This is a genomic window from Telmatobacter bradus, assembly GCF_048629425.1.
Classification (GTDB): domain Bacteria; phylum Acidobacteriota; class Terriglobia; order Terriglobales; family Acidobacteriaceae; genus Telmatobacter; species Telmatobacter bradus.
In genome coordinates, this window is sequence record NZ_CP184532.1 from 4,947,504 (window position 1) to 4,967,744 (window position 20,241).

The 20,241-nt window shown below is 58.3% G+C and carries 20 protein-coding genes; 9 read left to right on the forward strand and 11 right to left on the reverse strand.

Features of this window, described 5'->3' with window-relative positions; all coding sequences use genetic code 11:
• The first annotated feature begins 139 nt into the window (after nucleotides 1–139).
• Nucleotides 140–880: a hypothetical protein gene (locus ACOBR2_RS20580; protein WP_420237956.1), complete on the forward strand. Its 741-nt coding sequence runs from the start codon at nucleotides 140–142 to the stop codon at nucleotides 878–880.
• Between the two features lie 557 nt (nucleotides 881–1,437).
• Here ACOBR2_RS20580 and ACOBR2_RS20585 read toward each other — a convergent pair.
• Both ACOBR2_RS20585 and dnaG read right to left on the reverse strand, forming a co-directional pair.
• Nucleotides 1,438–1,830 carry a c-type cytochrome gene (locus tag ACOBR2_RS20585; protein ID WP_420237957.1) on the reverse strand — a complete coding sequence of 131 codons (393 nt, stop codon included), beginning with the start codon at nucleotides 1,828–1,830 and terminating at the stop codon, nucleotides 1,438–1,440.
• A 161-nt stretch (nucleotides 1,831–1,991) separates the two neighbouring features.
• The gene (gene dnaG, locus ACOBR2_RS20590) at nucleotides 1,992–3,770 is read right to left on the reverse strand and encodes a DNA primase (RefSeq protein ID WP_420237958.1); all 1,779 of its coding nucleotides are present in this window, start codon (nucleotides 3,768–3,770) and stop codon (nucleotides 1,992–1,994) included.
• Between the two features lie 281 nt (nucleotides 3,771–4,051).
• Here dnaG and ACOBR2_RS20595 point away from each other — a divergent pair, with 281 nt between their 5' ends.
• Complete coding sequence (locus ACOBR2_RS20595) at nucleotides 4,052–4,663, forward strand: hypothetical protein (RefSeq protein WP_420237959.1); 612 nt, start codon at nucleotides 4,052–4,054, stop codon at nucleotides 4,661–4,663.
• 145 nt (nucleotides 4,664–4,808) lie between these two features.
• The gene (locus tag ACOBR2_RS20600; protein WP_420237960.1) at nucleotides 4,809–5,420 is read left to right on the forward strand and encodes a TetR/AcrR family transcriptional regulator; all 612 of its coding nucleotides are present in this window, start codon (nucleotides 4,809–4,811) and stop codon (nucleotides 5,418–5,420) included.
• Here ACOBR2_RS20600 and ACOBR2_RS20605 read toward each other — a convergent pair whose 3' ends face one another.
• The 5 genes from ACOBR2_RS20605 to ACOBR2_RS20625 form a co-directional block, all read right to left on the reverse strand.
• A complete protein-coding gene (locus tag ACOBR2_RS20605; RefSeq protein WP_420237961.1) occupies nucleotides 5,421–6,080 on the reverse strand; it encodes a DNA-3-methyladenine glycosylase in 660 nt (219 codons plus the stop codon).
• Between the two features lie 224 nt (nucleotides 6,081–6,304).
• Entirely contained in the window at nucleotides 6,305–6,778 is a 474-nt protein-coding gene (bcp, locus tag ACOBR2_RS20610) for a thioredoxin-dependent thiol peroxidase (protein WP_420237962.1), read from the reverse strand.
• Nucleotides 6,779–6,921: 143 nt separating this feature from the next.
• On the reverse strand, nucleotides 6,922–7,779 hold the full coding sequence (locus ACOBR2_RS20615; protein WP_420237963.1) for a glycosyltransferase family 2 protein: 858 nt from the start codon (nucleotides 7,777–7,779) through the stop codon (nucleotides 6,922–6,924).
• A 15-nt stretch (nucleotides 7,780–7,794) separates the two neighbouring features.
• Complete coding sequence (locus tag ACOBR2_RS20620) at nucleotides 7,795–9,423, reverse strand: NAD(P)/FAD-dependent oxidoreductase (protein ID WP_420237964.1); 1,629 nt, start codon at nucleotides 9,421–9,423, stop codon at nucleotides 7,795–7,797.
• A gap of 373 nt (nucleotides 9,424–9,796) precedes the next feature.
• On the reverse strand, nucleotides 9,797–9,997 hold the full coding sequence (locus tag ACOBR2_RS20625) for a cold-shock protein (RefSeq protein ID WP_117300112.1): 201 nt from the start codon (nucleotides 9,995–9,997) through the stop codon (nucleotides 9,797–9,799).
• 236 nt (nucleotides 9,998–10,233) lie between these two features.
• Between ACOBR2_RS20625 and ACOBR2_RS20630 the strand changes: the two genes are divergently transcribed.
• The 3 genes from ACOBR2_RS20630 (at nucleotide 10,234) to glgP (ending at nucleotide 15,187) form a co-directional block, all read left to right on the forward strand.
• Complete coding sequence (locus ACOBR2_RS20630; RefSeq protein WP_420237965.1) at nucleotides 10,234–11,595, forward strand: pyridoxal phosphate-dependent decarboxylase family protein; 1,362 nt, start codon at nucleotides 10,234–10,236, stop codon at nucleotides 11,593–11,595.
• Nucleotides 11,596–11,991: 396 nt separating this feature from the next.
• The gene (gene galK / locus ACOBR2_RS20635) at nucleotides 11,992–13,143 is read left to right on the forward strand and encodes a galactokinase (RefSeq protein ID WP_420237966.1); all 1,152 of its coding nucleotides are present in this window, start codon (nucleotides 11,992–11,994) and stop codon (nucleotides 13,141–13,143) included.
• Nucleotides 13,144–13,438: 295 nt separating this feature from the next.
• On the forward strand, nucleotides 13,439–15,187 hold the full coding sequence (gene glgP, locus ACOBR2_RS20640; protein ID WP_420237967.1) for an alpha-glucan family phosphorylase: 1,749 nt from the start codon (nucleotides 13,439–13,441) through the stop codon (nucleotides 15,185–15,187).
• Between the two features lie 253 nt (nucleotides 15,188–15,440).
• On the opposite strand, the gene ACOBR2_RS20645 is transcribed toward glgP, so the two are convergent.
• Nucleotides 15,441–16,052 (reverse strand): GyrI-like domain-containing protein, encoded by a 612-nt coding sequence (locus ACOBR2_RS20645; protein ID WP_420237968.1) that lies wholly within the window; start codon nucleotides 16,050–16,052, stop codon nucleotides 15,441–15,443.
• Between the two features lie 68 nt (nucleotides 16,053–16,120).
• Nucleotides 16,121–17,155, reverse strand: a complete 1,035-nt coding sequence (locus tag ACOBR2_RS20650) for an aldo/keto reductase (protein WP_420237969.1) — start codon at nucleotides 17,153–17,155, stop codon at nucleotides 16,121–16,123.
• Between the two features lie 82 nt (nucleotides 17,156–17,237).
• On the opposite strand from ACOBR2_RS20650, the gene ACOBR2_RS20655 reads away from it, so the two are divergent.
• Nucleotides 17,238–17,495 (forward strand): ribbon-helix-helix domain-containing protein, encoded by a 258-nt coding sequence (locus tag ACOBR2_RS20655; protein ID WP_420237970.1) that lies wholly within the window; start codon nucleotides 17,238–17,240, stop codon nucleotides 17,493–17,495.
• The gene (locus tag ACOBR2_RS20660) at nucleotides 17,492–17,827 is read left to right on the forward strand and encodes a type II toxin-antitoxin system RelE/ParE family toxin (RefSeq protein WP_420237971.1); all 336 of its coding nucleotides are present in this window, start codon (nucleotides 17,492–17,494) and stop codon (nucleotides 17,825–17,827) included. The genes ACOBR2_RS20655 and ACOBR2_RS20660 overlap by 4 nt, the downstream gene beginning before the upstream one ends.
• A 172-nt stretch (nucleotides 17,828–17,999) precedes the next feature.
• Here the strand turns inward: ACOBR2_RS20660 and ACOBR2_RS20665 are convergent, their stop codons facing one another.
• Complete coding sequence (locus ACOBR2_RS20665) at nucleotides 18,000–18,188, reverse strand: hypothetical protein (protein WP_420237972.1); 189 nt, start codon at nucleotides 18,186–18,188, stop codon at nucleotides 18,000–18,002.
• Between the two features lie 150 nt (nucleotides 18,189–18,338).
• Between ACOBR2_RS20665 and purD the strand changes: the two genes are divergently transcribed.
• Nucleotides 18,339–19,613: a phosphoribosylamine--glycine ligase gene (gene purD, locus ACOBR2_RS20670; protein ID WP_420237973.1), complete on the forward strand. Its 1,275-nt coding sequence runs from the start codon at nucleotides 18,339–18,341 to the stop codon at nucleotides 19,611–19,613.
• 28 nt (nucleotides 19,614–19,641) lie between these two features.
• Here the strand turns inward: purD and ACOBR2_RS20675 are convergent, their stop codons facing one another.
• Nucleotides 19,642–19,998: a zinc-ribbon domain containing protein gene (locus ACOBR2_RS20675; RefSeq protein ID WP_420237974.1), complete on the reverse strand. Its 357-nt coding sequence runs from the start codon at nucleotides 19,996–19,998 to the stop codon at nucleotides 19,642–19,644.
• Nucleotides 19,999–20,241: the final 243 nt, after the last annotated feature.

Below are 20,241 nucleotides of genomic sequence, written 5' to 3' on the forward strand. Positions count from 1 at the left end.
GCCCCCCGGCACAACCCAGGCAAAAGAGGGATTGCGGGGGAAACTGCGCATTCCCATTAGACGCATGGCAGGACCAGAGCGGAACTACCGCAAGCAGATCTGGTGCGAAACCCGCTGACAGGCTCTAGAATACAGAAGCATGACCGCGACACAGCAAACCGAACTCTGGCACGCCGAGAAGGTGGCCTCTCATGCCGTGGCACAGACCGCGGCAAATGGAATTCACTATGCCGGCTGGGGCGAAAACCGCATCTCCGACACTGAACTGGAGCGGCTGGTGGGTGCCGTGCCTGCCACGCTAAGTGCGGCGCTGGAAAAGCACGCCTACTACTTTGTGCCGCTGGCCCTCAGCGAGGGCAATGACGTGTTGGTGGCTCCCGGCTATACCGTCGATTTGGGCGACCGCGCCACCTGCCATCGCAACGTAACCATTGGCGGCATTGAAGGCGTATTCCTGTCCACCCGGCTGGTGGAGGACCGCTTCGGCCTGGCCTTTGAGTTCTTCATCAACGTGGCCCACAACTTTGTGGAAGTCGCAGGTGTGCCGGAGAGCTTTTCCGCGCTGGTCTGGAAGCAGGCCGAGGCGCAGGTGCAAGGCGAAACCAGCCAGGACGCGTGGGAGACCCGCCGCCGCGCTCAGGATGGGGTGCGGCCCATCGACGAACGTGCCCGCTCCAGCTACTTTGAGTCGGCCTTCAGCGATGCGCTGGCCATCTACATGCTGGCTCTGGCCGTGGATTTTGACTACCGCGACCTGCGCGAGCGCGAGTACCCGCTGCTGGCGGCTCCGGCGCTGGCCGAGCGTCTGCGCCACATGGCTACCCTCTTTCCCACCAATCCCAGTTACGAATTTCAGCTTCTCTATCGCCGCAAGGGTTGAGGCTTTCCTCACCCTTTGCCTATTGATCTAAAAGGACTTTTCCGAGTTTTGCACATTATCCACAGGCTGCAGTGGAAATTGTGCAAAACCGGAGTGGGTTGAGGCGTCTCCTGAAGGAAGCAGAGGCTTTAACAGCCAGCGAAGGGCCGAGGGCCTGTTGACGTTCATGGCATCGGTCGTATCGATCGTTCATTTTTTACCCCGGGAGGGGTGAAGCGTAGCGGAACCCGGGGTTTGCTTTCAGAGAGGCGGAGCGCCCTGGCGGGGCGCTGTGAAATCCTTCAAAAACAGCTTTGAGCCACCGCATCCCACCGCCCCTTACGGGGCAGACAGAACATCTCCAGGCTCGATGCGAAGTTGTCTGTCAAAATTGAACTCTGGTTTCCCGATCTGCCCACAGAATCTGATTATCAATGCTGTTCTGGGCAATGAAGCACCATGAACGTCAACACCCCCTTGGCCCAACCAATCGCTCCTTCTTTGGAGAGCTTCAAAAAAAACGGCCCGTCCGACGCAGTCAAGCGTCGGACGGGCCGTCGGCTTTTTACGCCCGGGTCTTATTTCCCCAGAGAGCGAATGTGATGGATCATCGCCCAGACGACGGCGTCGTCTGCGCGGCCTTCCACCTCGGCTGGCATTACGCCCTTGCCCTTGCGGATGGCGTCAAACAGATCCTGATCCTGCTTGTCGGCCAGCGTTTTGGCAATGGTCCAGTCGCCGGGATCGGCGTTCATGCTTTTGACCAGATCAGTTTTGCCGTCGCCGTTGTCGTTGTGGCAAAGCGCGCAATCTACCGCGTAAACCTTTTTGGCCTTGGTTAGCGCCTCGGGGGAGACTTTGGCGGATTTGCCGGTAGTTTCCTGCGGGCTGCCGCCCAGCATCGGTCGGGCAGCCAGTGCTAAAAGAACCACGGCAGAAAAGAGCAGAAACGATTTCAGAGGTGCGCGCATCAAGAGCCTCCTCTGGAGCGATGTCGGTTACAGGCATCTCTTCAGGTGGATTCAAATTCTGGCAGGAATTATAGGCCGAAAAGACCCCCCCGGCCAGATCGATCGGCGGCAGGGAATCAGATGGCTACACGCACAGGTCGGCGGGGAAAGAAGCTAAAAATCTAGCGGCCGGGGCGAACGTGCAACTGGCGCAGGGTGCGGTCAATCTCCATACGCTGCTGGGCGAGGGTGGCCAACTCGTCCACGTCGCCCTTGCGCTCGGCTTCGGCAATGAGCGTACGCAGTTGGCGCTGGCGCTGTTCAAGGGCGCGTTCCTGAATTTCCTGCACAGCTCCCAGCACCTCGGTGGTTTCGGGCGGACGGGTTTCACCCAACAGCGCCTCGGCCAGCAGGGCACGCTGGTGCTCGTCGGTGACGGCTTCCATGGGGTCGCCGGAAGCACGCGTGCTGAGCGACTGCAACGCCGGACAGGTGCCCAGATGTTCAAACCAGGCAGGCTGCTCAGCCAGCGCACGAGCGGCCAGACGGCGGGCCTGCTCGTGGTCGGAATCGGTGATGGCCAGCGCCCGCAGCAGCACGCGCTCCACTTCGGTGAGCGCCGAGGCCTTCACCTCAATGCGGTCGCGGCGGGTGAGCGCAGCTTGACGCAGTTCCTCGCGCAGCACGGCGGAATCGATGCCCAGCTTCTGCGCGGCGTCCATGGCGAACTGGTCGCGGGCCAGCTTTTCCGGCATGCGGCGGATGTGCGGCAGCAGGAAGTTCATGGCTTTCACCTTCTGCTCGGCGCTGGCTCCGGGAAAGGCCAGGCGGGCCCGCTCAATCAGATAGTCGGACTGGCGGCGCGCCCCGCGCAGAGCCTGCGTGTAAGCATCCAGGCCACGCTCGCGGATGAAGCGGTCCGGATCCAGCCCGTCGTCCAGCGTGACGATTTTGATGGTGAAGCCCTCTTCGGTGAGCAGGGAGATGGACTTTTCAGCGGCATTCGCGCCCGCCGCGTCGGGGTCAAAGTTGATGACAATCTGCGAGGTATGGCGGCGCAGCAAGGCTACCTGCTGCTCGGTAAAGGCCGTGCCGCTGGTGGCAATCACGTTTTGAATGCCGCGCAGAGAAACCGAGATGCAGTCCATCTGGCCTTCGACGAGCAGGGCAAATTCCATCTTGCGGATGGCGGTGCGGGCCTTGTCCAGGTTAAACAGCACCGTGCCTTTTTGGTAAAGCGGCGTTTCTGGCGAGTTGATGTACTTGGGGCCAGCCTTTTCGCCGGTTTCCAGCGTACGCGCCGTAAAGGCGATCACCCGACCGCTCTCATTACAGATGGGGAACATGACGCGCTTGCGGAAGCGGTCGTAGAGCGGGCCCATGTTGCCGTCGCCCTGCTCCTTGGAAGAAAACAGGCCACTCTGGCGCAGGGTCTGATCGTCGGCGATGTTCTTCAGGCGGTCGCGCAGGGCGTTGAAGCTGTCGGGCGAGTAGCCGATGCGGAATTTTTTGCTTCCCTCGGTCGAGAGTCCGCGCCCGGCAAGGTATTCGCGGGCAACAGCGCCTTCGGGGCCGGCCAGCTGCTCCTCAAAGAAGACGGCGGCGGCCTCGTTCAGCTCCATCAGCTTGCCGCGCTGGCGGGCTTCGGCGGCTTCTTCCGGGGAGTTGAACTCGCGCTTGGGCAGCGGAATGCCGCACTTGGTGGCGACGATCTTGACTGCCTCGGGAAAGCTGACATTCTCGATCTTCTGCACAAAGGAAAACACATCGCCCGAAAGCCCACAGCCAAAGCAGTGAAAGAACTGGCGCACGGCATGCACGTTGAAGCTGGGCGATTTTTCCTTGTGGAAGGGACAAAGCCCTGAGTAGTTGGTGGCTCCGGCCTTGCGCAGACGCATGTAGCCTTCGACGATCTTGACGATGTCGGCCCTTTGTTTGACGGTCTGCGTAAAGTCGTTCACGGAAAGCTCTCTACTTTGAGGATACGGCAAAGGGCAGCGGCCAGCGGGAAAGGCAGCTTTCAGCTGTCAGTTGTTTTGTGGCAAGAGGTTTGCAGAGCCAGACTTCTGCCGTCGCGGAGGGGAATGTCGGGGGGGCACCCGCCCGCCCGGATTGGGAAGGGAATCATTGGAAAACTTATCAGGGAAGAGTCTGGTTAAATTAAATACGTAGTATTATCTATTTAATATTGGCGAGACGCCGGATTGCACGAACCATCTCGATTTAACGAGCGGAGGTTTTCATGGGACGTTTAACCATATTGTTGTCAGTCCTTTTCTTCGGGACGATTCTCAGTGCGCAGGAAACACCACACATCAAGCAAGCCAATCTTCCCCAGCAGATTGCGGTGGGTGGTGGGATCGTTGTGGCACGTAAAACGACCGTCAACGGAGTCAAATACGAACCAACCACAGCGGGCGCTTATGAGGTCAGCTACCGCTATCGCATTCTGAAGCACGTGTCGGTGCAGGCCGACTACGACCTTTTTATGAACACGCAGAAGTACCTGGAGGGCAGCAAACTGACGTCGATTGGCAGCGACGTACACGCGGCCACAGGGAGCGCTGTAATCACATTCGGCAATCCGCTGAGCAAACGTTTTGAGTCGTTTATTACAGTGGGTGGCGGCGCGCTGATTTTTATGCCGCGCAACGAGGGCAGCCTTGACCGCCAGATCGTGAGCCAGTTTTCTGTGGGCGGCGGAGACGACTACCGGCTGACGCGTAATTTGCGCATTCGCGCGCAGGTTAAAGGGCTGATGTACAAGGCTCCCGACTTTGGTTTCACCAGTATTCACACGACCAAATTCGTCGATTCAGTGATTCCGACACTGGGGATCGTCTACACCTTCTGAGGGCAAACGGTGCACCGGTGGCTGAAGCAGGATGCCGCCAGTGCACCGCAGGCAAGTGGAGACAAAAACTTGTGCAATGTAAGATATGTGCTTGACGGCAGCCTTCAGGGAACAGTGACGGACTGCAGGCGATGAAAGAAGAAGGATGACGCAAGCCAAACCCAACAAGCATGAGATCAGGACGAAGGAGACGCGCGAAAAACTGCTGCGCGCCGCGGAAGAAGTGTTTGTCCAGGATGGCTATGCCGGTGCCGACATGGCCAAAGTTGCGGCGCTTGCCGGGCGCACCACGGGCGCCATCTACGCGCACTTCAAGAGCAAGGAAGATATTTTTCTGGCGTTGTTTGAAGAGAGTCTTCAGCGCAAGGGCAAGGCTCTGGAAGCCGTTCTTTCAAGCCCGGCTCCGAAAGAGAAGAAGCGGGAGCAGTGGCGCAGTCTCTTTCTGGAAATCAGCAAAGACCGCGTCTGGTCACTGCTTCTGCTGGAGTTCAAGCTGTTTACCATTCGCCACCCCGATGCGCAGAACCATTTGCGCGTGCGCATGCAGCAGGCATTTGGCGGAATTCCCGGCTCTCCCGTGCAGAAGATGCTGGAGGATCTGGAAAACGTCGGCACAGTACCGGAACGCATTTTTGCTATCCGCATGATGCAGCCGCTTCTTTCGGCAGTTGCGCTGGAAGCCATGGTCTTTCCAGAAGATTTTGACGACGCATCCGTTGAGCGCTTCCTGCTCCGGGTCTTCGATTCTTTGATTTGATTACGCCCCGGAGAGTGCGCTTCCGCCTTGATTGAGCCGCTTCGCGCCGCTCAGGCAGGGGTGATCGGCCACGATGAAGCGCAGGGGCCAGTCCACGGCTTCCTTGATTCCAATGCGCGGCGTTTTTCTCTTGTTTTGCTCCGGGATCGAGCCCCCAAAAACCTGTAGGGGTGAGGCTGGGTCCAGCAGGTCAAGTCCGTTGGCCAGAGCGCGGGTCAGCCCCAGCGCCTGACAGAGTCGGCTGGGGCCGCTGGTGAGCTCTGCCGGGCGAGCGCCGGTCGCAAGTCCGCGATTGCGGGCCATTTCATCCAGCCCCAGCACGGGCTCAAGCGCACGCAGCAGCACGCAACCGGCCCGGCCCTTGGGTTCGCAACTGATGTTCATGCAAAAATACTGGCCGTAGATGGAATAGACGTACGCATGGCCAGCCTGCCCGAAGAGCACCTGATTGCGCGGTGTGGGGCCGCGAAAGGCGTGGGCAGCAGGATCGGACGGCGTGCAATGCGGGCCAAGATAGGCTTCCACCTCAACGATGCGGCCTGCCAAAGGCCCCTCAGCGGTGTGCCGTACCAGCATGCAGCCAAGCAGGCGAACGGCAACCTCTTCCGGCGGGCCCAGAAAGAAGGCTCGATCAAGTGGAGTACCGAGGAAAGTGGCCATGGAGTCCAGAGTAAATGGAAGGGAAAGCAGATTCTCCGGGGCTGAAGCCCCCGGGTATTTGCGGGCTTTTTGCGGGGGTTAAAACCCCCACCTCCCTCCGCAATAAATTTTTCTGCAGCCGATAGAGCCCCGGAAGTTTTTGGGGAGGGGAGCCGAGGCCTTCAGGCCTCGGAAAAGCGCAAGAAACAGCCCAGCCCTTCAGGGCCGGGCCTTGGACGATAAAGCTACTTCTGCGCCTTGGTCCATTCCTTCAGGTGAGCCAGGACCTCTTCGGCGTGGCCTTCCGGCTTGACCTTGGGGAAGATGTGCACCAGCGTCTGGTCGGGGCCGATCAGGAAGGTGGTGCGTTCAATACCCCAGACCTTCTTGCCGTACATATTCTTTTGCTTCATCACACCAAACTGATTGCAGACCTTCTCCTCAAAGTCGGCCAGCAGCGTATAGGGCAGCTCGTATTTGGCTTTGAACTTGGCCTGGGCCGTGACCGTATCGCGTGAGATTCCCAGCACTACGGCTCCCGCCGTCTGCAGCTTCTTGAACTGGTCGCGGAAGCCGCAGGCCTCAATGGTGCAACCGGGGGTGTTCGCCCGGGGGTAAAAAAATAGAACAACCGGCTTGCCGGCGTAGTCCGACAGGTTGACGGTTTTTGCCTCGTCTGTCTGGAGCGTAAAATCTGCAACTTTCTCGTTCAGTTCCATGGGGAATCCTCGCTTTGTATTGGAGGCAGGAAGGGGGCCAAAAGCTTCGTGATTTTCATCCCGGGAACTTTTGCCCCATCCCTTACGGGGCGTACTGGCCTGCGCTGGCCGCATATTTAGCAGCCTTCGTGCGTCGCCGCTTCCTACTTCAGCTCCGGCAGCAGCAGCGGGGCATTCACCTGTGCGGTGTGCTTCTGTTCCCAGATTTTGGCGTCCACCAGAAAGCGGAACCAGAAGGTCTGCAGCACCCAGAAGATGGTGCCTTCAATGCCGTCCATAAAGCCGAGCCGCACCACGTAGCGATAGAAAAAGAGCAGAAAGGGCCGCGCAAACAAGGGTGTGTTGTTGAAGATCTTGCGCAGGAAGCGCTTCCTCTGCACGGGATTGCCGAAGGCGTCGGCCTGCACGCGGCCCTCGGTTTCGCGACAGGCCTGCTCGGCCACTTCACCATCAGCCCAGCGATTGTGGCGGTTGGTCCACTCGGTCAAACTCATGCGCACATCGTCAATCATCACGCCCGCCAGCTTGGCCGTTGTGCCGCTCTTCACCAGATAGTGCTGATCGTATTTGCGGTCTTCGCAACGCCCCACGCCGGTGCGGAAGAGGCGCAGGTGCCACGTTGGACTCATGCCGCCATGACGCAGCACGCGGCCCAAAAAACGCAGATAGCGTGGCACAAAAAAGCCAGACTCCGCGGGTTCGTCGGGCAGCTCCTGAATGGCCCGCACCAGGCGGTCGTCCATGACTTCGTCGGCATCCAGATGCAGTTGCCAGGGCCGCGTGATGGGCAGGTGATCGATGGCCCAGTTGCGTTGCGCGCCGTAGTTTTCAAAGGCGTGCTCGATGACGGTTGCGCCCATTGCGCGCGCCACTTCTACCGTACCGTCTTTGCTGAACGAGTCCACAACGAAAATCTCGTCGCTGACCAAGCGGGCGCGGTGCAGCGTTAAGGGCAGGGAATCTTCCGAGTTATATGTAAGAACAATGACTGTAGGACGCATGGTTTCAATTCCTATCTATACATGGTGTGGTGAAGCATTGTTTAAAGTAGGGGGTTTCCCGGGGGACTGCTTTTCTTCGTGATAATCCAGCTCGGTGTTGATGGACCACAGATTCTCTTTGCCTGCCACGCCGTGGACGATGTTATCGACAGCCGTCATCGCGGTCAGCATCGAGTGGTCCTGGTTGTTGTATTTGTGCATACCGTTGCGGCCCACCAGAAAGAGATTTTCAAAGCGGTCCACGTAGTTGCGAATCACATCAAAACGATCATAACTACCAAAGTAAGCCGGATAGGTTTTGGGCACGCGCACCACACGTGCGTCTTCCACGTCCTCGGCCTTCAGCATGCCAATGTGGGCCAGCTCATCGGTGGCCAGCCCGATCATCTGTTCGTCACTGTATCTCCAGAGGGCATCGTGCTCGTTGCAGAAGTACTCCAGGCCTATCCAGGTTTTTTCCTGATTCTGAACCAGATAAGGACTCCAGTTATTGAAGATCTGCAGTCGGCCCACCAGCACATCCGGCTCCTGAATGTAAATCCAGTTATCTTTAAGGCGGCTGCCATCCGCTTCTGTGGTGGTCAGTTTTTTGGTCAGCAAACCTACCGTGATAAAGTCGCGATACATCAGGCCATCGCTGACTTCTTTCACCTCGTCGGGCACCTCGGTGTCGAAAGAGTGGATCAACTCCTGCACTGGCATGGTGGAGAAGAAGTAATCGCCTGCAAAGTGGGTGCGTTCGCCTGCTTCGTTTCGCGCTTCCACGGCAGTGACGCGCACGCCATCCATATCCATGCGATCCACATACATGCCAAGGTGAATTTCGCCGCCACCCGCGCGGATCAGATCGGCCACATGTTCCCATAACTGTCCCGGGCCAAGCTTGGGATAAAGAAACTTTTCAATCAGCGAGGTTTCAATCTCTTTCTGCGCCAGATCCTTTGATTTTTTCGAAGCAAAAACCTTCTTCACAAAGTGAGTAACCACGCTGGAGAGAGAAAGCCCCTTGATGCGCTGCGCTCCCCACTCAGCGCTGATCCGGTTGCAGGGCACACCCCACACTTTTTCGGTATAGGACTTGAAAAAGGTCAGATATAACTGGCGACCGAAGCGGTTGATCAGAAAATCTTCCAGCGTCTTTTCTTGCTGCTGGGGCAACAGCGCTGAGCGCAGATAACTGAAGCCGCAACGCAGCGTGCGCAGCGCGCCCATCTTGCCGAGCGTGTCAGCCGTCAGCTGGATCGGATAGTCAAAGAATTTGCGCAAAAAGTAGATGCGGCTTTTGCGCTCACGCACCAGCATGACCAAGTCGTCGTTGGCCGGGTCATGCGCGGCAACCACGACAGGAACCGCGCGCTGCTGGCCTTGATAGCGTAACTGCCCGGCATCGCCCATGCCGGCTTCGACCGGCATCAGCTCCAGCCACCACTCCATCACGCGGTCGGACTTAGAAAAGAAGCGGTGCCCGCCCAGGTCCATGCGATTGCCGTTGTGGACGATGGTGCGGGAGAGGCCTCCGACTTCATGATTGAGGTCGAGCAGAACCGGCTTGATTTTTGTACGCCGCAATAACTCCAGCGCCGCCGTCAGGCCGGCTGGTCCCGCGCCGATGATCAAGGCTGTTTGTTGCTTCTGCGGGTTCATAACTTCCTTAAATAAGTCTTCCGTTCCTGAAAGTGTCTGGACTTAATTTTTTGGCTGTAACTGTCTGGCATGCAGAGTGGTGCTTCTGCCGGGGGTATTCCTCAAAGGTATATCACAGCCAAACGCCCATTCTCGCGGGGAAAAAAGTCGTCAGAAGGAGCAAGTTCGTCAGCTCCGGGGGGAAACAGGGTAAGTTCATTTTCTATAAATTTTTCTACGGTCTGGCTCTCTCTTTTTCTATGGTTCTACGGCCAGCCGGACGGATCATTCTGTGTGCTTGTGCTCCGGTGGGGAGCGTAAAGATGGCAAAGGCCAGAGGTGAACTCTGGCCTTTGTACCTAAATGCTAGATTCTGCCGAATCCGGCCAGTAATTTAGAGCGGCTGCACGTCGGCAGCCTGCCAACCCTTGGGGCCCTTCACCACGTTGAACTGGACGGCCTGGCCTTCCTGGAGGCTCTTGAAACCGTTCGAGTTGATTGCAGAGTAATGCACGAATACGTCTTCGCCGTTCTGACGCGAGATGAAGCCGAAGCCCTTCGCGTCATTAAACCACTTCACTGTACCTTGTTCCATTTTGATCGGATTTCCTGGATTGAATTGCGCTGGATGAATCGGAGCGACCACTGGCAGAATCTTGCTTGGTTGGGCGAGTGCTGCTCACGCCCGGTTCGGTTCTAACGCTGGCCACAGTGTATCACCACAGTCAAGCATTTATGCACGAAAAGGGCTGTAAAAATCGTCGTCGTAGATCTTTTTTTATTTCTCCCATCTCCATGATTCGTCACCAGTTAGTAAGGAAGCACCGGGCTGTGATAGTTTGGAAGATCGTCATGAATGCCGATCCTGTACCCTCGCTGCTGGCCTCCGCGCTTGATCAATTGCAAGGCGAATTTTCTTCCTTGCCCGCCCTGAATGAGCCTGCTGACACTGCCGCCATGGCGCGTGTTTTGTCGGAGGCTGCTACCCGTCTGGCGGAGAATTATCCCTACTTCCATCCCCTCTATGCAGGCCAGATGTTGCGTCCTCCGCATCCTGTCGCACGCGCCGCTTATGCGCTGGCCATGTTCATCAATCCGAACAATCACGCGCTCGATGGTGGACGTGCCAGTTCCGCGATGGAGATCGAAGCCGTCCAGCAGATTGCCTCCATCTTTGATTGGCCCGAGCATCTGGGCCATCTGACCTCGGGTGGAACCTTCGCCAATCTGGAAGCTCTCTGGATTGCCGGTCAGCTTGCCCCCGGCAAGCGCATCGTCGGCAGCGAGCAGGCGCACTATACGCACAGCCGCATCAGCAGCGTGCTCAAGCTGGATTACACTTCCATCCCCAGCGACCGTCGTGGCCGCATGGACCTGAACCGGCTGGAAGATGCGTTGAAGAAGGGTAATGTTGGAACGGTCGTTGCAACCATGGGAAGCACTGCCATCGGTGCCATTGATCCGCTCCACGAAATTCTTGCTCTGCAGACGCGTTATGGTTTCCGCATCCACGCCGATGCGGCTTACGGTGGTTACTTCCGGCTGATCCGCAATGAGCTGGAAGAATCTGACTGCGCCGCCTACGAGGCACTTAGTCAGGTGGATTCGATTGTGGTCGATCCACACAAGCACGGCCTGCAACCTTATGGATGCGGCTGCGTTCTTTTCCGCGATCCGTCAGTGGGGCGCTTCTACAAACATGATTCGCCCTACACCTACTTCACCTCGAACGAACTGCATCTGGGCGAGATCAGTCTGGAATGCTCGCGGCCCGGTGCTGCCGCGGTGGCTTTGTGGGTGACGCAACGGTTGCTGCCGCCGGTGGTTGGCGGGGAGTTTGCTCGTGGTTTGTCGCGGTGCAGGCAGGCCGCGCTGGAATTCGACCGTCGTTTGCGCACCGAGAGTCGTTTTGTGCCCATGCTTGAGGGAGGTCCGGAGCTGGATCTAGTGGTCTGGAAGATGGCCGCGCCCACGCTGGCCGAGTCCTCGGCTTTGGCGCAATGCACATTTGATGCGTGCGCCACACGCGACCTGCACTTGGCTCTTGTACAATTGCCGCATTCCTGGTTCGGTCCGGTAGATGGGGCGGGGGTTGATTCCAGCGTCACCTGCCTGCGTTCGGTGCTGATGAAGCCCGAGCACATCGACTGGATGGACCCGATCTGGGAGAGGCTCATGGCGGCGATTGCCTAAGGGCATTCCCGTTGCAAGATGTAACTGTTTTCATCGTGTTGCATGGCGGCTGCGTACATGGGTATGCAGCCGCTGAAAAATGCCGTTCAGGCGGTGGCGCAGATTAGAGCATTTTCGGAATATACGTAGACTTTTTAAGGGGCTTGCAAGGTGCCTTTTTCTTGAGGGAAAAGGCACTTAGCATCCAGCTTTCGGTCTACACCAATTCCGAAAATGCTATGCCCTCCGGCTGGGCGGAAGAATGGAGCAGCTTTGGAGGCTGGGTGGTAAACGTTCTCATTATGCGATCCCCCCGGCCCGGCAGGCTTTTCTGCCGTCCTATCTGCTCTCGTCGGCTCGCTTCAGGCTCCTGTTGTACCCGGAGTTTCGATTTCATTCTGATGAGGTTGCCCTGTCATGCATGATCCCGCTCAGCTACGTTCGATTCATCAGGCTCGTTTTCAAGCCAAACCCGCCATTTTTGTCGCCCCCGGTCGTGTCAATCTGATCGGTGAGCACACCGACTACGCCGAAGGCTTCGTGATGCCCGCGGCCATCAACTTTGCCACCCTGGCTGCCATCAGCCCCCGCAGCGACGGTATGATCGCTCTTTATTCCGAGAACTACGGCGAAGGTAAAAGCTTTGACGCCGCTGCCGTTCCCGTCGCCCAAAAGCACTGGAGCGACTATCCGATGGGCGTCGTCTCCATCCTCAAGGGAGAGGGTGTTCAGATTCCCGGCTTCAGCCTGAGCCTGTGGGGCGATGTGCCACTGGGTTCTGGTTTGTCCAGCTCTGCCGCGCTGGAAGTGGCCACGCTGCTGGCCGTTACCTCGCTGGTGGGCGTAAGCTATCCCGGACCGGTTCTGGCCCGGCTTGGTCAGCGGGTTGAGAATGAGTTTGTGGGCGCAAATTGCGGCATCATGGACCAGTTCATCAGCGCCAACGGCAAAAAGGATCATGCTCTGCTGCTGGACTGCCGCGATCTGAGCTTCCGTCTGGCACCCATCCCCGCCAACGTTGCTTTGGTCATTGCCAACACTATGGTCAAGCACTCGATTGTGGGCGGTGACTACAAGACGCGCCGCGCCGAGAGCGAGGCTGCCTGCGCCATTATCGATAGTCATCGCGGCCCCGTGCCCTTTCTGCGTGATGCCACGCTCGACGACCTGGCAAAGTGGGGCAGTGAGATGGAGCCCAAGTCCTATCTGCGCGCCAAGCATGTGATCAGCGAAAACCTGCGTACCGTTGCTGCCAGTGAGGCGTTGCTTAAGGGCGAGGTGAAGGAGCTTGGCCGCTTGATGGGCGAGGCCCACACCAGCTACAGTAAGGACTTCGAGGGGAGCTGTGTGGAGGCCGACGCCATGGTCGAACTGGCCCAGAATCTGCCCGGCCTGATCGGTGCACGGCTGACCGGCGGTGGCTTTGGCGGCTGCACCATCAATCTGGTGGAAGAGCAGAGCGCGGCCACATTTGCCCGGGCTCTGGAAGAGCGCTACACGGCAAAATTCGGCATCAAGCCGGAGATTCATGTCTGCCAGGCTTCGGACGGAGCTCACCGGATCGAGTAGACCGTATCTTTTCCGGACAACCAGAGAAACGAAAAGGGGTGAATCTCATTTAGGTGGGATTCGCCCCAGATTCGCCCATATGTGCAGGAAATTCTTTAGCAATGATCAAAATTAGTTACTTTCGGACCGTTTTTCCCCGCTTTACATGCTTTCTATTTCTTCCTTGATAAACTTGTTCGCAGTTTGTCCCGATGAAGACGTGAGAACCAGCTGCTGTTTTTTTTTGCTTAGCCGGCTCTCAACCATTGCTCATTGCGCCCCCTCAGCGGGCGGATTTTCCCGGGAGAGAAAAAACATGCCCTCGAACCTCAATCATTCTTTTTCGTACAAAGCTTATCCGGATGCCGGCCATGTGGCGTACTTTTCCATGGAGATTGCCATCAATCCCTCCATGCCTACCTACTCTGGAGGGCTGGGTGTTCTGGCCGGAGATACGCTGCGTTCTGCCGCGGATCTTGGCGTGCCGCTGATCGCCTTCTCCCTCATCCACCGCAAGGGCTACTTCAAGCAGCATCTGGACGCCGACGGCGTGCAGAGCGAAGAAGTTCAGCTATGGAATCCGGCAGACTTCTGCACCGAGGAGCCGGTCCGCATCAGCGTCTCAATCGAAGACCGCATTGTGCTCGTCCGCGCTTGGCGCTATGACCTCAAGGGCCGCTTTGGCCACGTGATTCCCATCTACCTGCTGGACACCGATGTGGACGGCAACACCGGATGGGACCGCGGCTTGACCGATCACCTGTACGGCGGCGACACCAACTACCGCCTGCAGCAGGAGATTGTGCTGGGCCTGGGTGGCGTGCGCATGGCGCATGCCCTCGGCTATCGCATGAATGTTTACCACATGAACGAGGGGCACGCCGCGCTGCTCACCCTCGCTCTGCTGGAGCGCCAGTTGGGCGGCGGGCCGCTCGGGCAGGCCACCGACTCTGACATTGAAGCCGTGCGCCGCAAGTGCGTCTTTACCACCCATACCCCGGTTCCGGCCGGCCATGACCGCTTCTCTACCGAGCAGTCCATTCGCATCCTGGGTGCGGACCGCACCGCGCGGCTGGAAAAGCATGGCTGTTTCCGCGACGGCTTCCTGAACATGACGCTGCTGGCTCTGCGCTTCTCGCGTTATGCCAATGGTGTGGCTCTGCAGCACGGGAAGGTCAGCCGGGAGATGTTCCCCGAGTTCCATATCGGCTCGATCACCAACGGCGTGCATGCGCCCACCTGGATCAGCGAGCCCGTTCGCCAGATGATGGATGAGCATGCTCCCGCCTGGCGGCGCGACAATCTTTTCTTCCGCAACGTGATCGACCTGCCCACCTCGCGCATCCAGTTGGCCCACAATCTGGCCAAGGAATCCCTGCTGGCCAAGGTGACTGCACTGACCGGTCAGGTGCTGAACCCCCAGGTGCTCACCCTCGGTTTTGCCCGTCGCGCCGCCACCTACAAGCGCGCCAGCCTGCTGTTCACCTACCCCGAACGGCTGGCCGAGATCGCCGAAAAGGCGGGCGGTTTGCAGATCATCTATGCCGGCAAGGCCCATCCCCAGGACATTCCGGGCAAGGCGCTGATTCAGGAAGTGATCGAAACAGGCAAACGGCTCTCGAGCGATTTGCTGCGTATCATTTATCTGGAGAACTACGACTGGCACCTGGGCGCGGCGCTCACCGCGGGCGTTGATGTGTGGGTGAACACCCCGCGTCGGCCCTACGAGGCCTCGGGCACCAGCGGCATGAAGGCCGCACTCAACGGTGTTCCCAACCTTTCCATCCTCGACGGCTGGTGGATTGAGGGTTGCATTGAGGGCGTGACCGGTTGGGCCATTGAAGATGGAGCCAACGACGAGGAAGAGGCTAACTCGCTCTACGAGAAGCTGGAAAACGCGATTGTGCCGCTTTATCACGACAATCCCGAAAAGTGGGCCCGCCTGATGCTTACCTCCATTGCATTCAACGGCTCCTACTTCAATACCGACCGCATGGTCCGGCAGTATGCTCGCAATGCCTACTACCCCTCGAGCTTTGTCGAGGAAGACGAGGCTGCGGAATAGGTTTTTTCCCAGCAGGCAACAGAGCGGCGCTAAACTTTAGCGCCGCTTTTGCTTTTCATACAGAATAAATATTCCCAATTGGATAGAGCATCTCCGTTCTCCACAGGATGCAAGGTGTCTCGTGTTGAATCAACAAATATATTCTTTTTGTTTACTCGTATTTACAAGAAGAAATTTAAAGTTTTCCACATTTTCCACAAATTATTATCCACATTGTGGAAATCTTTTGCCTGCTCGATTTTCTTTTTCTCTCTCAGGCGAAAGGCTGCCGCAGAATCGTCTTCAGCTTTTCTGGAGCCGTCTTGCGTGAGTCGCTCAAATAGATCTCATGGTGCTGGCCGCGCAGCGTGTTTCCACTGGCTGCAATCGCCTGGTGCAGTCCTTCAATCGCCGGCCCTTCGTCGGCAAATGCTCCTACATAAAGGATTTGCGCTGAAGCTCCTTCAGCGAACGCCTCGAAGCGCACCCGCTCCAGCCCCTTGTCCTTCTTCTTGCGCCGAGCCTCTTCGCGCGCAGCGGCCACGTCTTCGGTCGTGATGAACTCCGGCTGCGCGATCATCAGCGTCCACTTCCAGCGCGCCTTGTTGGCCAGAACAAAGTCCGCCGGATCGTCGGCCCACCACAGGCCTTCGAGCGGCATCACGCCATAGTCGATGGCCCGCGCGCCCTTTTTCACCATGAACTTGAGTGTGTAAGAAAGCGTGAAAAGCGCCTCAACCGCCTCCTGAAACGACTCCGACGTGTTCGGATCGCCCTCGCCATCCACCATCAGGTAGTTGAGTTCAGGCACATCCACCCGCACAACCGCTTTGGCCGAAGGCTGGTAAAGCGCCTTCCACTGCTTTTTCAGATCGATCTTTTCCATGGCGGTCCCAGTAAGCGAAAATTTAACGAAAACAGAATACCACCATCGCGCCAAAGCCGCCACATACGCTACACCAGCAGTGGATTTCGCTCCGTAAACTGGCGCTGATGCCAGTAGGGATACGGCGCGGGCAGGGCACTGGCCGCATCCAGTTTTGCAATCTGCCCGGCCGTTAGCTGCCAGCCCACCGCGCCAAGATTCTGCTTCAATTGTTCTTCACTCCGCGCGCCCACAATCAGCGTGCTCACCGTTGGCCGCCCCAGCAGCCAGTTCAGTGCCACCTGTGGGATGGTTTTGCCTGTCTCCTGCGCAACCGCATAGAGTGCGTCCACTACGTTATACAGGTGCTCCAGCGGTGGCTGCGGCCCAGCCTCATTGGCGGTCTTCGAGTTCAGCCGACTTTCAGCGGGCTGCGGCTGGCCACGGCGAATTTTGCCGGTGAGCCGTCCCCAACCCAGCGGACTCCAGACCATTGCGCCCACCTTTTGGTCAAGCCCGAGCGGCATCAGCTCCCACTCGTAGTCGCGGCCCACCAGCGAGTAGTACACCTGATGCGAAACAAAGCGCGGCCAGCCATTGCGGTCGGCCACGGCCAGCGACTTCATCAGGTGCCAGCCGGAGAAGTTCGAGCATGCTGTATAGCGCACCTTGCCTTCGCGCACAAAGCTGTCCAGAGTCTGCTGCACCTCTTCCACCGGCGTCAGAGCGTCAAAGCCGTGCAGGTGGTAGACGTCCACATAGTCGGTGCCCAGTCGCCGGAGGCTGGCTTCCAGTGCCTGCCGCAAGTGGAAGCGGGAACTGCCCACGTCGTTGGGCCCGGAGCCCAGCCGGAAAGTTGTTTTGGTGGAGATCAGCGCCTGCCCGCGTCGTCCGGCAAGTGCTTTGCCAAGAACTTCTTCCGAGCTTCCATCGGAATAAACATCGGCGGTGTCAAAGAGATTGACGCCCGCATCCAGGCAGATGTCCACCATGCGCTGCGCTCGCGCAGCATCGTCTGAGGCGCCCCAACCATCGAAGAACGCCGATCCCGCGCCCAGCGTGGCCGCGCCAAAACTCAAAACCGGAACCTTGAGGCCAGAGCCTCCCAACAGTCGATAGTCCATGGCCGTTGGATGTTTTTGGTCAGGGGAAGTTGCGGAGCAATCTTTCAGTCAGAACCTTCATAAAATGACATAATATGAAGCCATGGCCATGACCTCTTTGAATATTTCGCTGCCTGATCCGTTGAAGTCCTACGTGGAAGATCGCGTGGCCTCCGGCGACTATGGCACGCCCAGCGAATTTATCCGCAGCCTGATCCGCCAGGACAAGGAGCAGCGTCGTTCCCGCCTTGAGTCTGAACTGCTCGACGCTCTCGAAACCCGGTCGATCGTCCTCAATCCTCAGGAGATCGAAGGCCGTTCCATCGTTTCTGTACTGCGTGAAAAGCTGGCCCAGCGGTGAACACGCTACATCTGACCGAAGCTGCAGCGCTCTCCATTGTGGAGCAGGCGGATTATTATCTGCAGCAGTCAGGCGAGGCTCTTGCTTTACGCTGGGAATCTGCGGTGGACGATGCTCTGCGTTCTTTGCTGCAGATGCCCGAACGTGGTGCGTCCTGCCACTTGAAAGCCCCGCAACTTGTGGGTATACGCTGGATTCTACTCGCAGGCTTTCCAAAATATATGGTCTTCTATCGCTATGCTGCAGATGAATCTATCGTGCACAGTCTTCATCTCTTGCACGGTGCACAGGATATTGAATTCATCTTTGGTCCAGAGCGGGAAAAGGGATGAAACTGACGGGAGCGCATCTCTGTCTGGCGCGCATCAGGAGCCTGCTGTTAGCGGGCCTCCGCTGAAAAGTCACAGAGTACAGCACCAAAAGATCCAGACGAGGCCACGCGAAGCGATCAGCCCCACCGCAGGTGGCAGGCGAAGCAGTTAGCCCCACCGCAGGTGGCAGGTGCTACGGTCGCCACCAGCCCGGCGGGAAGATCCAGCCCGGTAGGGTGTGTCCGAGCCGCCACAGGCAGAAGAGCGCCGCCAGCAGCAGCACGCCGAAGATCTGGTTGCGGCGATAGACGATCCGCTGCCGGGCGCGTCGTTCTTCTTCGGCGACCCGTTGCAGATACGGCTTGATGCGCAGTTCGACCATCGGAAGGTTTTGCCTCGAAAAGAGAGATCAACCCTGCAGTGTGGCGGAAAAGGCGGCTTTGCGCAAGAATCTTGTTTGACTTTACCCCCCTGCTTTTCGGACCATAAACCTTCGGGGTTCCTGCCCGAGTCGGGGAAGAGGAAGACAGCGATGAAAGTATTGATCTATGGTTCTGGCGGACGCGAGCATGCGCTCTGTTGGGCAGTGGCGCAGAGCAAGCGCGTTTCAGAAGTGGTGTGCGCGCCGGGCAATGGCGGCATTGAGCAGATCGCGCGGTGCGTGCCGGTCAGCCTGAAGGACGTGGATGCCATGGTGCAGCTGGCCGAGGCGGAAAAGCCGGGGCTGGTGGTGGTTGGCCCGGAGCTGCCGCTTTCGCTGGGCCTGGTGGACGAGCTGGAGGCGCGGGGCTTCCGGGTCTTTGGGCCGTCGAAGGCTGCGGCCATGCTGGAAAGCAGCAAGGGTTTTGCCAAGCAGTTCATGCAGCGCCACTCCATTCCCACGGCCAACTTTGCTCTCTGCACCGATGCCAAGCAGGCCGAGAGTGCCATCACGCACTTCCATGCTCCAGTGGTGGTCAAGGCCGATGGTCTGGCTGCGGGCAAAGGCGTGCTGATCTGCGAATCGCGCGCTACAGCGGTTGAGGCCGCGCAGGGGCTTTTCAACGGCTCGCTGCTGGGCGAAGTGGCTGAGCAGGTCGTCATTGAGGAGTTTCTGACCGGCGACGAGATCAGCTTCCTCTGCCTGAGCGACGGCAAATCCGTGAAGCCGCTGGTTCCCGCGCAGGACCACAAGCGCGTGGGCGAGGGTGACACCGGGCCGAACACCGGCGGCATGGGCGTCTATTCAACCGACGCCATGCTGACGCCGGAGATGGTGGAGTGGGTTCTGCGTCATGTGGCGATGCCTACCGTGCGTGGCATGGCCGAGGACGGCACGCCGTTCAAGGGCGTTCTCTACTGCGGCCTGATGATGACGGCTCGCGGACCGCAGGTGCTGGAGTACAACGCCCGCTTTGGCGATCCGGAGACGCAGGCCCTGTTGATGAGGCTCGACAGCGATCTGGTGGAGGCCTTTGAGGCGGCCATCGACGGCAAGCTCGCCGAGGTGGAACTGCGCTGGAAACCGGGTGCGGCAGCCTGCGTCATTGCCAGCTCGGCCGGCTACCCCGGTGCCTACAAGACGGGGTTGCCCATGACAGGACTCGATGCGGCGGCTAAACTGACCGACGTGCAGGTCTTCCATTCGGGTTCCGTGAAAAAGGGCGACGAAATACTGACGGCTGGTGGGCGCGTTCTGGGTGTGACGGCCGTGGCTGAGACGCTGGAATCTGCTCTCGCGCGGGCCTATGAGGCGCTGGCGCTGATTCACTTCGACGGCATCTATTTCCGTCGCGACATCGGCCACCGGGCACTGAAAAAGAAGTAGCTAGCAGACGCGTTCGCTTTCCTGCCGGTCAGGCAGAAACGGGCGCGTCTATTACTTCTGGTACTCCTGGCAATTGCTTCTGGAAACAGATCCGGCAAAGCACTGGCCGACCCTGGGTGGGCCGAAAAGGAACGGTGGTCTCGATCCCGCACTGCGAACAGATGGTGCGGGTTTCGGGCCGTACGCGGCGTCCGCCGCGCGCTCGTTTGGCTTTGCACTTTTTACAGCGCTTAGGATCGTTTTTAAACTGTTTATCCTGGAAGAAAACCTGTTCGCCTGCCGTAAAAACGAACTCTTCCCCACAATCAGCACACTTCAGAGAGCGATCAGCAAATTCCATCACGTATTCCCCATCGTAGGAAGGTGAATCGAGATCGGCTGCCATCGTGCGAGCGCACCAATTCCCGTTCCCTGTCCGTTCGTTCTGGTTGCACGCGTCCTCAACGCCGCCATAAGCTGGCGCGACGCGGAACTGCCCCCGATGGGGTAGGGAAACTCTCAGTAAAAGAGCAAGTCTTACATCTTTTAATACGTTAAAGGAACTGGGGTTCCAAGTTCTGCGATGGTCCACTCGTCTGTTTGCAAGTGCGGGCAGCTTCACATAAGTGAGAGCTGCCCGGATGGTACT

What these genes read in the sequence shown, in the direction of transcription:
- ACOBR2_RS20580 (WP_420237956.1), top strand. Translation starts at nt 140, where the DNA reads ATGACCGCGACACAGCAAACCGAACTCTGGCACGCCGAGAAGGTGGCC.
- ACOBR2_RS20585 (WP_420237957.1), bottom strand. Translation starts at nt 1,830, where the DNA reads ATGCGCGCACCTCTGAAATCGTTTCTGCTCTTTTCTGCCGTGGTTCTT.
- ACOBR2_RS20595 (WP_420237959.1), top strand. Translation starts at nt 4,052, where the DNA reads ATGGGACGTTTAACCATATTGTTGTCAGTCCTTTTCTTCGGGACGATT.
- ACOBR2_RS20600 (WP_420237960.1), top strand. Translation starts at nt 4,809, where the DNA reads ATGACGCAAGCCAAACCCAACAAGCATGAGATCAGGACGAAGGAGACG.
- ACOBR2_RS20605 (WP_420237961.1), bottom strand. Translation starts at nt 6,080, where the DNA reads ATGGCCACTTTCCTCGGTACTCCACTTGATCGAGCCTTCTTTCTGGGC.
- bcp (WP_420237962.1), bottom strand. Translation starts at nt 6,778, where the DNA reads ATGGAACTGAACGAGAAAGTTGCAGATTTTACGCTCCAGACAGACGAG.
- ACOBR2_RS20615 (WP_420237963.1), bottom strand. Translation starts at nt 7,779, where the DNA reads ATGCGTCCTACAGTCATTGTTCTTACATATAACTCGGAAGATTCCCTG.
- ACOBR2_RS20620 (WP_420237964.1), bottom strand. Translation starts at nt 9,423, where the DNA reads ATGAACCCGCAGAAGCAACAAACAGCCTTGATCATCGGCGCGGGACCA.
- ACOBR2_RS20625 (WP_117300112.1), bottom strand. Translation starts at nt 9,997, where the DNA reads ATGGAACAAGGTACAGTGAAGTGGTTTAATGACGCGAAGGGCTTCGGC.
- galK (WP_420237966.1), top strand. Translation starts at nt 11,992, where the DNA reads ATGCATGATCCCGCTCAGCTACGTTCGATTCATCAGGCTCGTTTTCAA.
- glgP (WP_420237967.1), top strand. Translation starts at nt 13,439, where the DNA reads ATGCCCTCGAACCTCAATCATTCTTTTTCGTACAAAGCTTATCCGGAT.
- ACOBR2_RS20645 (WP_420237968.1), bottom strand. Translation starts at nt 16,052, where the DNA reads ATGGAAAAGATCGATCTGAAAAAGCAGTGGAAGGCGCTTTACCAGCCT.
- ACOBR2_RS20650 (WP_420237969.1), bottom strand. Translation starts at nt 17,155, where the DNA reads ATGGACTATCGACTGTTGGGAGGCTCTGGCCTCAAGGTTCCGGTTTTG.
- ACOBR2_RS20655 (WP_420237970.1), top strand. Translation starts at nt 17,238, where the DNA reads ATGGCCATGACCTCTTTGAATATTTCGCTGCCTGATCCGTTGAAGTCC.
- ACOBR2_RS20665 (WP_420237972.1), bottom strand. Translation starts at nt 18,188, where the DNA reads ATGGTCGAACTGCGCATCAAGCCGTATCTGCAACGGGTCGCCGAAGAA.
- purD (WP_420237973.1), top strand. Translation starts at nt 18,339, where the DNA reads ATGAAAGTATTGATCTATGGTTCTGGCGGACGCGAGCATGCGCTCTGT.
- ACOBR2_RS20675 (WP_420237974.1), bottom strand. Translation starts at nt 19,998, where the DNA reads ATGGCAGCCGATCTCGATTCACCTTCCTACGATGGGGAATACGTGATG.